General features: G+C 67.7%; 11 protein-coding genes and 1 pseudogene. 3 read left to right on the top strand and 9 right to left on the bottom strand.

The genetic code is table 11. From position 1 onward, the window contains the following. Nucleotides 1–11: 11 nt before the first annotated feature. The 3 genes and pseudogenes from ABIA30_RS11275 to ABIA30_RS11265 all read right to left on the bottom strand — a co-directional run. A pseudogene (locus ABIA30_RS11275) lies at nt 12–1127 on the bottom strand (SLC13 family permease); the annotation flags it as partial. After that, the gene (locus ABIA30_RS11270) at nt 1118–2038 is read right to left on the bottom strand and encodes an MBL fold metallo-hydrolase (protein WP_370065095.1); all 921 of its coding nucleotides are present in this window, start codon (nt 2036–2038) and stop codon (nt 1118–1120) included. The gene ABIA30_RS11270 and the pseudogene ABIA30_RS11275, both read right to left, overlap by 10 nt. Then, nucleotides 2038–2817 carry a LamB/YcsF family protein gene (locus ABIA30_RS11265; RefSeq protein WP_370065093.1) on the bottom strand — a complete coding sequence of 260 codons (780 nt, stop codon included), beginning with the start codon at nt 2815–2817 and terminating at the stop codon, nt 2038–2040. The genes ABIA30_RS11270 and ABIA30_RS11265 overlap by 1 nt, the downstream gene beginning before the upstream one ends. Before the next feature lie 62 nt (nt 2818–2879). Here ABIA30_RS11265 and ABIA30_RS11260 point away from each other — a divergent pair, with 62 nt between their 5' ends. Next, the gene (locus tag ABIA30_RS11260; protein WP_370065091.1) at nt 2880–3692 is read left to right on the top strand and encodes a sulfurtransferase; all 813 of its coding nucleotides are present in this window, start codon (nt 2880–2882) and stop codon (nt 3690–3692) included. Here the strand turns inward: ABIA30_RS11260 and ABIA30_RS11255 are convergent. The 3 genes from ABIA30_RS11255 to ABIA30_RS11245 are packed head-to-tail and all read right to left on the bottom strand — an operon-like array spanning nt 3679 to nt 6253. After that, entirely contained in the window at nt 3679–4542 is an 864-nt protein-coding gene (locus ABIA30_RS11255; protein WP_370065089.1) for a metal ABC transporter permease, read from the bottom strand. The two genes, ABIA30_RS11260 and ABIA30_RS11255, sit on opposite strands and share 14 nt — an antisense overlap. Further along, nucleotides 4535–5332, bottom strand: coding sequence for a metal ABC transporter ATP-binding protein (locus ABIA30_RS11250; protein ID WP_370065087.1), 798 nt, complete (start codon nt 5330–5332; stop codon nt 4535–4537). Before ABIA30_RS11250 ends, ABIA30_RS11255 begins: the two co-directional genes overlap by 8 nt. A gap of 9 nt (nt 5333–5341) precedes the next feature. Continuing rightward, a complete protein-coding gene (locus ABIA30_RS11245) occupies nt 5342–6253 on the bottom strand; it encodes a metal ABC transporter solute-binding protein, Zn/Mn family (RefSeq protein ID WP_370065085.1) in 912 nt (303 codons plus the stop codon). A gap of 98 nt (nt 6254–6351) precedes the next feature. Here ABIA30_RS11245 and ABIA30_RS11240 point away from each other — a divergent pair, with 98 nt between their 5' ends. Continuing rightward, nucleotides 6352–7446, top strand: a complete 1095-nt coding sequence (locus tag ABIA30_RS11240; RefSeq protein ID WP_370065083.1) for a LacI family DNA-binding transcriptional regulator — start codon at nt 6352–6354, stop codon at nt 7444–7446. A gap of 56 nt (nt 7447–7502) precedes the next feature. On the opposite strand, the gene otsB is transcribed toward ABIA30_RS11240, so the two are convergent. After that, nucleotides 7503–8246: a trehalose-phosphatase gene (otsB, locus tag ABIA30_RS11235; protein ID WP_370065081.1), complete on the bottom strand. Its 744-nt coding sequence runs from the start codon at nt 8244–8246 to the stop codon at nt 7503–7505. Nucleotides 8247–8249: 3 nt separating this feature from the next. Then, complete coding sequence (kstR, locus tag ABIA30_RS11230) at nt 8250–8855, bottom strand: cholesterol catabolism transcriptional regulator KstR (RefSeq protein ID WP_370065528.1); 606 nt, start codon at nt 8853–8855, stop codon at nt 8250–8252. 258 nt (nt 8856–9113) lie between these two features. Between kstR and ABIA30_RS11225 the strand changes: the two genes are divergently transcribed. Then, nucleotides 9114–11255 (top strand): acyl-CoA dehydrogenase family protein, encoded by a 2142-nt coding sequence (locus ABIA30_RS11225; RefSeq protein WP_370065079.1) that lies wholly within the window; start codon nt 9114–9116, stop codon nt 11253–11255. Between the two features lie 11 nt (nt 11256–11266). Here the strand turns inward: ABIA30_RS11225 and ABIA30_RS11220 are convergent, their stop codons facing one another. Next, nucleotides 11267–12583 (bottom strand): cation:dicarboxylate symporter family transporter, encoded by a 1317-nt coding sequence (locus tag ABIA30_RS11220; RefSeq protein ID WP_370065525.1) that lies wholly within the window; start codon nt 12581–12583, stop codon nt 11267–11269. Nucleotides 12584–12786 lie beyond the last annotated feature (203 nt).

Genomic DNA, 12786 nt, shown 5'->3' with positions numbered 1-12786 from the left:
GCTTCTTGTAGTCAGAGACCGAGTGCTGGAGCAGTCAACCAGAGCCCGATGACGGCAGCGCACAGCGTCAAAGGCGTCGTCAGTAAGCCGATTCGGGTGAACTCGGCGGCCGAAGTATCCAGTGAACCGCGGACCGTCCTGCGCCACAACAGGTTCGACAACGAACCGAGATAGGTCAGGTTGGGTCCGATGTTCACCCCGATCAATACCGCCAGCACCGCCGTCGGCCCGATCGGCGCGACCACCGGAAGCAGCACCAGCACCGCGGGCAGATTGTTGATCACGTTGGCCAGCACCGCCGCGATCGCCGCGGTACCCAGCAGTGCGGCCAAGCCACTGCCGTGTGGTAGCACCTGAGACATCAAGTGGCCCAATCCGAGTTGCAGTACCACGGCGACCAGTCCGCCAAGGGCCAGCACGAAGATCAGGAACGGCACGTTCGCTGCGCGCAGGATGCCCATCGGCGTCTCGTGACCGCGCACCAGCGCACGTAGGGCCAACACCGCGGCGCCGGCGAATGCTGCCCATGCCGGCGCCAGTCCCAGGATTGAGGTCACCGCGAAGCCGATCAACGTGCAGACCAGGACGACGAGTACGAACATCGGAATCTCGGCCGGCGGAGGCTCTGTACCGGCAGCTGGTACGGACCGCAGCTCGTGTCGGAAAACCCAACGCAGCACCAGGTATTCGGCGGCGACCGCCAGCAACCACGGCAGCGTCATCGCCGCGGTGAACCGGGTGAAGGCCAGGCCGGCGGTCGAAAAGGCCAGCAGATTCGTCAGATTCGAGACCGGCAGCAGCAGCGACGCGGTGTTGGCCAGGTGCGCGGAGGCGTAGCCGTGCGGCCGCGCCGGCAGCTGCAGCGTTCCGGCAGTGGTCAGGACGACGGGCGTCAGCAGTACCACCGTGGCATCCAGACTGAGCACTGCTGTGGTCAGCGCGGCGAGGACGAACACAGTGGTGAGCAGGCGAGCACCCGAGCCCGTTGTCCGCCGGGCCATATAAACCCCGGCGGCATGGAACAGTCCCTCGTCGTCGCACAGCTTGGCCAGCACCAGGACCGCGGCCAAGAACCCGACCACCGGCAGCAGCCTGGTGATCTCCTGCAGTGCGTTGTTCACAGCCAGGGGTCGGCCGGTTGCCAGAGCATCGGAAGATGCAGCGGTACGCCGTCTTCGGCGGCCAGTGCGGTCAACACGCGCATCGACACATCCAGGTCGTCGCCGGCGTAGGGCAGTGCCCGCAGCGGTTGATCCAGCGGCCGGAAGAAGTCGTCCCAATGAGTCAGCACGACGCGCCGCGCACCGACCGCGCGGACCGTCTCGGTCCAGTAGTCCCTCAGGTACTGCTCGGGTTGCAGACCCAGTTGCCCGACACCGAGATACGCCACCTCGGCCCGCTGTCCGGCCAGCGCACCGGGGATGAATCCGGCACTGCCTACGGCCAGCAGGCCGCGACCGGTCGGCCGATGCCGGATCAGCATGGACCAAGCCTCACCGCAGCGGTAGGCGGATGCTCGAACCGGCGAGGTGACCGGCAGGTCGATGGTGCCGGGGAACCTGTCCGGCGGGCAGTGGGTACCGTCGATGAGCGTGATATCGAAGGAGCCCAAGGCGATTGGAATGCCAGGGGTGGCCACCGTGAGGCGGTCGTCGGCCAGTCCGCCACCACGGCCGATGTTCGCGGTGGAGGTACCCCCGATCAGCTGGGCGCCGGTGCGCGCCGCGACGACGGCCGAATCCATCGCGTGGTCGAAGTGGGAATGCACAGGCAGCACGGCCTCCAGGCGGTTCACGCCCAGCCGCTCCAGGCCGGAATCGATCCGGGCGTCGGACGGAGACAGTCGTCCCAGCCCGACGGTGAGCAGGCTTGGCCGCGAGAAGAAGCCGTCGGTGAGTACCGCGCTCTGACCATCGTCGACCAACATGGTGGTGACCCCGGCCCAGGTGACCCGCACCGGCGAGGCGTCGGTGGCGGCGGGCTGATCGAACCGGTCGGCGTAGGCGGCCAGGTCGGGTCTGCCGAGCTTCAATCGCATCAGACGAATGCCTCCAATGTTGTGCCGTCGGACTTCAAGCGGTCCCGCACGGCGGCGGCGATCTGCACTGCTCCGGGTGAATCACCGTGGACGCAAACCGATTCCACCGCTATTGGGATGGTGGAGCCGTCGATGGCGGTCACCCGGCCCGACTGCACCATGGTGGACACCCGATCGGCGATCTGGGCTGGATCGTGCAATACCGCGCCCGGCTCGCGCCGGGACACCAGGTGTCCGTCCGATTGGTATGCGCGGTCGGCGAAAGCTTCGGGGACCGTGCGTAATCCGAGTTCTGCCGCTGCGGTGAAGAACGCTGAGCCGCTCAGTCCGAGCACTGGCAGTGACGGGCCGGCGGCATGCACCGCCGTCGCGACCGCGCGGGCCTGGACGGCGTCGGTGACGATCGTGTTGTACAGGGCGCCATGGGGTTTGACGTAGTCCACTGCTGAGCCGGCCGCGTGTGCCAGCGCCTGCAGCGCGCCGATCTGGTAGATGACGTCGGCGATCAGGTCGTCCGGGGCGACGTCGATGTAGCGTCTGCCGAAGCCTGCCAGGTCCCGGTAGCCGACCTGAGCCCCGATGCGCACCCCGCGCGCGGCGGCGGCCCGGCACACGCGGAGCAGGCCCGCCGGGTCGCCGGCGTGAAAGCCGCACGCGATGTTGGCACTGGTGACCACCTCGAGCATCGCGTCGTCGTCGCCCAGCTGCCAGATGCCGAAGCCTTCACCCAGATCGGCATTGAGGTCCACCGTGTGTCTTTTCCCGTCGCTTCGCTCCACCGGCTGACCTTCCCCGCCGCTTCGCCCCACCGTCGCCACGCTCGTCAGCCTAGGCTCCAAGCATGTCCACCCGCGCCGACATCCTGATCACCTCGTTCGAGCTGGCCCGATTGATCGCCGCTGGGCCGGTGACTCTGTTGGACGTGCGCTGGAGCCTGCCGCAGCCCGACGGCCGGGACGACTACCTGGCCGGACACATCCCCGATGCGGTGTACGTGTCATTGGACGACGAGTTGTCCGATCACTCGGTCCAGGGCAAAGGCCGCCATCCGCTGCCTTCGGGGCCGGCGCTGCAGGCTGCGGCCCGGCGCTGGGGCGTACGGGACGGCGTGCCCACGGTGGTGTACGACGGCTGGAACCTGGCCGGGTCTGCGCGGGCCTGGTGGGTACTGCGGGCCGCGGGTATCGACGACGTCCGGATTCTGGACGGTGGGCTGGCGGCGTGGACGGCCTCTGGCGGGCCCTTGGACCGTGGCGAGGGACAGGCTGAGCCCGGCGATGTCACGGTGACCCATCAAGACCTGTACCGCGGAGCCATGCCGACCCTGACCGCCGACGAGGCCGCCGAGCTGGGGCCGGGGCTGGCCGATGCCCGGTCGCCGGAGCGCTTCCGGGGCGAGGTCGAGCCCGTCGATCCGGTTGCCGGGCATATCCCGGGCGCGGTGAACCTGCCGAGTACCGGACTGCTGACGGCGGACGGCACCGTGCGCGGGGACCTCGAGGCCGACGGTGTGCAGGGCGTCTATTGCGGATCCGGGGTGACGGCCGCGGTCGCGGTCGTCGCGTTGGCCGCGTCGGGTCGCGACGTGGCGATGTTTCCGGGTTCCTGGTCGCAGTGGAGCGCCGAGGGGCGCCCGGTCGCTACCGGCGGCTGAGTCCCCAGCGTCCGCGCAGGTTCCCCAGGCCCCAGCACAACAGGTAGATGCCGAACGAAATCGACGTCACGAAGACCGAGACCGGCACTCCGGGTGCCAACGACAGGATGATGCCGCCGACCGAGGCGATCTCCGCGAACACCACCGCGGCCACCAGGGTGGTGACGGGCGAACTGAACACCCGAGCGGCGGCCGCGGCCGGGGTGATCAGCAGCGACATCACCAGCAGTGCCCCGACGATCTGCACGCCCTGGGCCGCGGCGACACCCACCAGCGCCGCGAACACGATGCCCAGGGCCCGCACCGGAACCCCGCGTGCCGCAGCCACTTCCGGGTCGGCGGTGGCGAATAGCAGGGGTCGGTAGCAGACCGCCAGGATGGCGACCACCAACACGGTGACGACGGCCAGCAGGCTCAGCCCCGAGTAACCGACGCCGACGATCTGCCCGGTGAGCAATGCGAAACTGGTTCCGGTGCGGCCCGGATAGAGGTGGATGAACAGCACCGCCAAGCCCAGCCCGAATGCCAGCACCACGCCGATCGCCGAGTCCCGCTCCCGAGAGCGCTGCCCGAGGATGCCGAAAAGTATTGCCGCCAGGGCACTTCCGATCAACGCGCCGATACCGACGTTGAATCCGGTCAGCAGGGCGAACGACGCGCCGGTCAGGGACAGCTCGCTGGAACCGTGGACCGCGAACGACATCTGCCGCATCACGATGAATGGCCCGATCAGCCCGCCCAGTAGGGCCAGCAGTGCGGCGGCCAGGACTGCCTGCTGGACGAAGCCGCGGCCCAGGAGGTCGGTGGTCAGGGCAGGGTCGAAGAACGGCGCAGCCGAGTAACTAGTCATGGCAGTGCCCGCTCGCGTGCTCGGAATTGTCGACGGCGGTGCCGTGCTCGCCGATCACCACATACTGGCCGCCGATCTGAGCGACCTGGATGTCGGCCCGGTACAGCTCGGAGAGCGTCGCGGAGGTCATCACGTCGGCGACGGCGCCGATCCGGAACCGTCCGTCGACCAGATACAGCACCCGATCCACGTATGGCAGCACCGGGTTGACCTCGTGGGTGACGAACAGCACGGCGGTGTCGGCCTGGCATCGGCGTGCATCGATCAGTGCGGACACCCGCTGGGCATTGGCCGGGTCGAGGTTCAGCAGCGGCTCGTCGCACAGCAGCAGTGCCGGATCGGCCGCCAGAGCCTGGGCTATCCGTATGCGCTGCAGCTCGCCGCCGGACATCACCGAGACCGGGACATCGGCCAGCCGGGCGCCGTCCACCTGGCCCAGCGCCCGGGTCACCACAGCCCGCCGCGCCGCCCGCGCCCGCGGTCCGGCGAAACCCCAACGGTTTCCGTCCAACCCCAGGCCCACCAGGTCACGGCCGCGCAGCGACAGCCCGGTGTCCAGGGAACGGTGTTGCGGCACATAACCGATCTGGCCGCGGGTGCGCAGCGTGCCGGCACTGAGCGGCTGCTGCCGCAACAGCACCTTGAGCAGCGAGGTCTTACCGGTGCCGTTGGGACCGAGCACGGCGATGAATTCGCCTGGGCGCACGGTCAGATCGAGGCCGTCCCACAGCACCCGATCGCCGAACGCCAACCGCGCGCCGGTCAGCTCGGCGATGGAATCGGTGGGCACGGCTACCGATTATCGGGCCGGGGCAGGTGCGTTATCCAACTGGTGGCTGAAAGCTTCCGCGGTCTGGCGCTGCCAGGTCAGATAGTCAACTCCGGCAGGGAGGGTCTCGGTGACCTCGACGACGGGCAGCGAGGCCTTGCCTGCGGCGTCCCGCAGCTGCTTGGTGACCGCTGTTTCGGTCTGCTTGTTCAGCACCAATGCGGCAACCTTGTGGCCGTTGATCAGGTCGAGAACCGCGGCCAGGTCGGCGGGGGACGGGTCGTGGCCCGCTTCGGAGGCCTCGGCGAATCCGTGCGGGGTGGCGTCGGCGATGCCGGCGGTGGCCAGCAGGTAGTGCGCAACGGGTTCGGTCGCGACGACCGAGAGGCCCGGATGCCGCTGGCCGATGGCGCGCTCGGTGGCCGCTATGGCGTCGGTCTGCTTACCGAAGTCGGCGGCGTTGGCCTGGTAGGAGCCGGCGTTGGCCGGGTCTGCCTTCGCCAGGTCGTCGGCGATCTTGCCGGCCGCGGCCTTGGCGACGTCCATGTCGTAGAACACGTGCTCGTTGGCCGGCTCGGCGCCGGGTGCGGCCGCCGGCAGCAGGCTGTAGGCGTTCACCGTGGTGACGTTCTTGTGGCCGGCCAGGATGTCGTCGGCCCAGTGGTCGTAGCCGCCGCCGTTGTAGACCACCAGGGCGGCGTCGGAAATCGCCGCGGCGTCGGCAGGGGTCGCCTCATAGGAGTGCGGGTCGTCGACCGGGCTGGTGAGGATGGATTTCACGGTGGCGTGCTGGCCGGCGATGGCGCCGGCGACGCTGCCCCACACGTTGGTGGTGGCCACGACGTCGGCGGTCTTTGTGGGCGCGGATCCGTCCGGCGAACCGCAGGCCGCTGCGGTCAGCACTGTGGCCGCGGTCAATACCGCCACCGTGGTCCGTTTCATGGGCACTCCCGCAAGAACTTAATACTAATGAAAATCGTTTGCAATAAATGTAACGCGCCAAACCTTGCGACGCGAATCGGATGCGCTAGCGTCACAGGATGCCGAGGAGTCCTGCGCCAAGGCGTCGGGCCACACTGGCCTCACTGGCTGCCGAGCTGAAGGTCTCGCGCACCACGATCTCTAACGCCTACAACCGGCCCGACCAGTTGTCTGCCGACCTGCGTGAGCGGGTGCTGGCTGCGGCAAAGCAGATGGGCTATCCCGGGCCGGACCCGGTGGCGCGTTCGCTGCGCACTCGCAAGGCCGGGGCCGTGGGGCTGATCATCACCGAACCGCTGAACTATTCGTTCCGTGATCCGGCGGCGTTGGATTTCGTTGCCGGACTTGCCGAGTCCTGCGAGGAGGCGGGGCAGGGCCTGTTGCTGGTGGCGGCCGGCCCCAACCGCACGGTCGAGGACGGCAGCGCCGCGGTGTTGTCGGCCGGGGTGGACGGCTTCGTGGTGTATGCCGCATCCGATGACGACCCATATCTGTCGGTGGTCTCGCAGCGCGGATTGCCGACTGTGGTGGTCGACCAGCCGATGGACCTTGCAGGCGCCTCCAGGGTGGGCATCGACGACCGGGCCGCGATGCGCGAAATCGCCGAATATGTTGTGGGACTTGGCCATCGCGAGATCGCGCTGCTCACCATGCGGCTCGGCCGGGACTGGCCGCACGCTGGTGAGTCGGCGATCGCCGATGAGGAGCGGTTGGCCTCGCCGCATTTCCATGCTCAGCGCGACCGCATTCTGGGGGTGCGTGACGCGATGGAGGCGGCCGGGCTGAAGCCGAACTCGCTGACCGTGGTGGAGACCTACGAGCACGGTCCGGCCTCCGGTCACTCGGCGACCGAGGTTGCGCTGCAAGCCAATCCGCGGATCACCGCGGTGATGTGTACCGCCGATGTGTTGGCGCTGTCGGCCATGGATCACCTGAGATCCCGCGGTATCTATGTGCCGGGCCAGATGACGGTCACCGGGTTCGACGGGGTGCCTGAAGCGCTGGCCCGTGGCTTGACCACGGTGTCGCAGCCCAGCCTGGAAAAGGGGCGGCGGGCCGGCCATCTGCTGCACAACCCACCGCGATCGGGGATCCCGGTGGTCGAGGTGCTCGACACCGAGCTGATCCGCGGCCGCACCGCCGCCGCGCCGTAGCGCTATTTCAGCGTGCTGGGGACGATTTGCGTCCACTATCCACGCCGAAATCATGATCAGGCCGGACGGCGGCGCGCCAAGTGCGCCAACGCTTCGGCGACATCGTCGGGGGAATCGACGCGATACTGTGCGGCAGATTGGCCGGGGCCGACTTTGACGCCCACATCACCGTCGGCCAAGCGTGCGAAGGCTTTCTCGTCGGTGACGTCGTCGCCGAAGAACACCACGGCCGTCGCCGCGGCCCGTGACCGCAACTCATCGATCGCCGAGCCCTTGTTCGTGGTGATCACCGCGAACTCCAAAACTTCCTTGCCCGAGGTGATTTCGGCGTTCCAGTCGGCGGCGGCCAGTTGTGCCGCGGCCAGGGCCGCCGTCCCGTCGCCGGACGACGCATTGCGTACGTGCAGCGCGACGCTGGCAGGTTTGGTCTCTACTGCCACACCCGGGTAGCGGGATGCAATCTCGCCGAGCGAAAGCCCGATTCTGGTCAGCAGTGCTTCGTCGACGGGCTGGGAAAAACCGGATTCGAACTCGGCGCCATGACTGCCGACCAGATGAACGTTCGCGGGCACGGCGGCCAGTTCCTTGAGCACATTCAGGGCGCGGCCGGATATCAGTGCCACCTCGGTGTCGGCGAGATCCGCCAGCGTGATCAGGGCTGAGGCCGCGGCGGGCAGCGCGCGGGCGTCGGCCGGATTGTTGACGATCGGTGCCAGGGTGCCGTCGAAATCCGAGGTCACCAACAGTCGTGGCGTGGATGAGACGGCGTCGAGCGCCGTGATGAGGTCTGCCGGGAGCACCGGTCAGATATTAGGCTGCTCGTCCTCGCCGATCAGCAGACGCACCGCCAGGTCCAGTCGCTTGCTGACGTCGGTGGCCGACGCGCGCCGGGTCAGCCAGGCCAGCAGATTCGACAACCACACGTCGGAGATGACACGGGCGATGTGGTACTGGTCCTCGGTCGGCTCGCCGTCGCTCATCGCGCGGGCGAACATCGAGTCCATCAGCTTGCCGACGTGATCGACCTCGCCCGCCGCCGACGCGTCGGCGAACACGAAAGCCCGCGTCATGGCCTCGGTCAGCAACGGGTTGCGCTGCATGGAGCGATTCAGCTTGCTGACCATGAACTGGAGCCGCTGATAGGGCGTGCCGCCGGTCAACGCAGCACGATCGGTCTTGGCGTCGATGCGTTCGAATTCGCGGCCCAGGGCCGACACCAGCAGGTGCACCTTGGACGGGAAGTACCGGTACAGGGTGCCGACGGCGACGTCGGCACGCTCGGCGACGGCGCGCATCTGAACGGCCTCGTAACCACCCTTTGACGCGATGGCCAGGGTAGCGTCCAGGATGCGCTTGCGGCGCTCGCGCTGGGCTTCGGAGCCGAGTTCGGACTCGGCGAGGGCTGCCACGTTCATGACCTCACGGGGGCGGGTGTCGGAATCGGATTTGAGTTCTGCTGGCGTCGGCACGCTGCGGTCAGCTCCTTCCGGTAGCGCACTGGATGAAAACGATACGCAAATTGATCGGAAATTACCCACCTCCAGGCGCTCGGGGACACCCGCATGTCCTGCTGTGATAGCGAACGACTTGACGGCTGAATGCTCTGCCTATTAGAACACGTTCTAGTGGGAAGCGTGTTCTTCTCGCCCTAAGCCAAGGAGTGCACGGTGTCCATCACTTCCACAAGCGTCGACTCGGAGCAGGCCGCCGTCCGTGAAATGGTCCGGAGCTGGGCCGTCGGGTCTGGTTCGATCAGTTCGGTGCGCGCCGCCGAGGGCACTGACCCGGATTCGTGGCGGGGCCCGTACGGCAGCCTGGCAGAACTAGGGACCTTCGGCGTCGCGGTCTCCGAGGACCTCGGCGGCGCCGGCGGCTCGATCGGCGATCTGTGCGTGATGGTCGACGAAGCCGCCGCTGCCCTGGTGCCCGGCCCGGTGGCTACGACCGCGCTGGCAACTCTGGTCATTGCAGAAGCCGAATCGTTGGATGCGCTGGCCTCGGGTGAGCGCACCGCCGGGCTGGCGCTGGATTCCGACATCGCCTTCGATGGACAGAGCGCGACCGGTACCGCCAAGTTCGTGCTGGGCGCCCTGCCCGACGGCCTGCTGGTACTGCCGGCCGGCGACAGGTGGCTGCTGGTGGACGGCGGCGCCGCAGGTGTCACGGTGACACCGTTGGCCGCCACCGACTTCTCCCGTCCGCTCGCCCGCGTGGAACTGAATGCCGCTCCCGCCAAGGCAATTGACCTGCCATACCAGCGCGTAGTCAACCTGGCGGTGACCGTGCTCGCGGCAGAAGCCGCGGGTCTGGCGCGCTGGACACTGGAGACCGCGGCCGAATATGCCAAGGTCCGTGAGCAATTCGGCAAGCCGATCGGTAGCTTCCAGGCCGTCAAGCACATGTGCTCGGAGATGTTGCTGCGTTCGCAGCAGATCGCGGTGGCCGCATCCGACGTGGCCGAGGCGGCCGCGGGTGACGACGAAGAGCAGCTGTCCATCGCCGCGGCCGTTGCCGCGGCAGCGGGCATCGACGCCGCGAAACGCAATGCGCGCGACTGCATTCAGGTGCTCGGCGGGATCGGCTTCACCTGGGAGCATGACGCCCACCTGTACCTGCGCCGGGCGTATGCGATCTCGCAGATCCTCGGTGGTCGCGGCAAGTGGCTGCGTCGGGTGGCTTCGCTCACCCGAGACGGTGTGCGCCGTCAGCTGCACGTCGACACCGGTGACGGTGAGGCTGCCCGACCCGAGATCGCCGCTGCGGTAGCGGAAATCGCCGCGCTGCCCACCGAGCAGCATCAGGCGGCGTTGGCCGCCGCGGGCCTCATGGCCCCCCACTGGCCGGCGCCGTTCGGCCGCGCCGCCTCTCCGGGCGAACAGCTGGTGATCGACGACGAGCTGAGCAAGGCCGGCGTTGTGCGCCCGGACATTTCGATCGGCTGGTGGGCCGCGCCGACCATCCTGCAGGCCGGCACTCCCGAGCAGATCGAGCGCTTCATCCCGGGCACCCTGACCGGCGAGGTGTTCTGGTGCCAGCTGTTCAGCGAGCCCGGCGCCGGGTCCGACCTTGCCGCTTTGCGTACCAAGGCAGTTCGCGTAGACGGTGCGGACGCGGGGAGCAACGGGAAATCGGGTTGGCAGCTGACCGGCCAAAAGGTGTGGAGTTCCAATGCGCACCGCGCGAACTGGGGCATCTGCCTGGCTCGCACCAACCCGGATGCGCCCAAGCACAAGGGCATCACCTACTTCGTGGTCGACATGAGCTCGCCCGGCATCGACATCCGTCCGCTGCGGGAGATCACCGGCGAGGCACTGTTCAACGAGGTGTTCCTGGACGACCTGTTCGTGCCGGACGACTGTGTCATCGGCCAGATCGACGGCGGCTGGCCGTTGGCCCGCACCACGCTGGCCAACGAGCGGGTGGCGATGGCGGCCGGTGGCGCGTTGGACAAGGGCATGGAGCACCTGCTGGACGTGATCGGGGACCGTGAACTCGACGCCGCTGAATCGGAAGGCCTTGGCGCACTGATCATTGCGGCCCAGGTCGGTTCGTTGCTGGATCAGTTGATCGCCCAGATGGCCGTCGGTGGACACGATCCGGGCGCGCCGTCGAGTGTGCGCAAACTGATCGGTGTGCGGTACCGGCAGACCCTGGCCGAGAGCATCATGGACGCCCACGACGGTTCGGGTATCGAGCTCTCACCGGACGTCCAGTACTTCCTGAACACCCGCTGCCTGTCGATCGCCGGTGGCACCGAGCAGATTCTGCTGACCGTCGCGGGCGAACGGCTGTTGGGCCTGCCGCGCTGACGCTTCAGGAATCAGACCGCGACCGACTCGCGCTTCCGGTCGTCGACCGGAACATTTTCGGAGGCTGACTGTGCACGGCCGTCGAGCGTGGCGTGCATGACGGCGCTGTCGAGGGTCTTGGTCCAGGCCGCGATCAGCACGGTCGCAACGGCGTTGCCCGAGAAATTGGTGACCGCGCGGGCCTCCGACATGAAGCGGTCGATGCCGACGATCAATCCGATGCCGTCGAGCAGCTCCGGGCGGTGACTCTGCAGGCCGCCGGCCAGGGTGGCCAGGCCCGCACCGCTGACACCCGCAGCGCCCTTGGAGGCGATGATCATGAAGACCAGCAGGGACAACTGTTCGGTCATCGACAGCGGGTCGCCCATCGCGTCAGCGATGAACAGCGAGGCCATCGTCAGGTAGATCGCGGTCCCGTCGAGGTTGAACGAATAACCGGTCGGCACAACGATTCCCACGGTCGTGGGCTGCACGCCGGCATGCTCCAGTTTGGCGATCAGCCGGGGTAGCGCCGATTCCGAAGACGAGGTCGCGAAGATCAGTAGGTACTCGCGGGCCAGATAGCGCACCAACTTGAAGATCGACACCCCGGCGACCAACCGCAGGATCGAGCCGAGCACGCCGAACACGAACAGCACGCAGGTCAGGTAGAAGGCGCTCATCAGAACGGCCAGCTGGATGACGGCGTCGAAGCCGGTGTCGCCCACCACCTTTGCGATGGCGCCGAACGCACCGAGTGGCGCCAGCCACAGGATGCCGGCCAGGATGCGGAACACCAGCTTTTGCACCGAGGCGACTCCACGCAGAATGCCCTCACCGGAGGGGCCCATGGCTTGCACGCCGAAGCCGACCAGCAGTGCCACGAACAACGTCTGCAGCACGTTGCCTTCGGTGAGCGAGCTGAACAGCGAGGTCGGCACGATGTGCTGGATGAAGTCCATGGTGCCGCCGGCGGCGTGTGCCTTTTCGGCCAGCTTCGCGCCCGCCGCTGGATCGGCTGCCAGGTGCAGTCCGGTTCCGGGTCTGATCAGATTGCCCACCAGCAGACCGATGCCCAGCGCCACGGTCGACATCGCCAGGAAGTAGCCCAGGGCCAGGCCGCCGACCTTGCCGACGGACGCGGCCTTGCGGACCGAGCCGATGCCCAGCACGATCGTGCAGAAGATCACCGGGGTGATCATCATCTTGATCAGGCTGACGAACATGGTGCCGAGCACTCCGAGAGCCGATCCGACTTCGGGTGCGATCAGGCCGACCACGATGCCGGCCAGCACCGCGACGATGACGCCGACGTAGAGCCAGTGCGTGCGGTCGCGCCGCTTGGGCATGGGGATCTCGGTGGGGTGCGGGCGCACCTCGGTCGGGTGGGGGGCCTTGATCGGTCTGCGGAAGTTCATGGTGTGGCTCCTTGTGTCCGGCATCGCACGTCGGGAATGTTTGCAATGCTCGGGTGTGACGTGACGGGAGTCACCAATAAGTTCATTTTGTTCACGGAAGGCGGTGACGCGAGGTGCGGCTCAGGGAGCGGAGC

Source organism: Mycobacterium sp. MAA66 (assembly GCF_041261665.1).
GTDB lineage: Bacteria > Actinomycetota > Actinomycetes > Mycobacteriales > Mycobacteriaceae > Mycobacterium.
The sequence above is the reverse complement of the archived record's forward strand: the minus strand, read 5'-3'. Positions and strand labels throughout refer to the sequence as shown.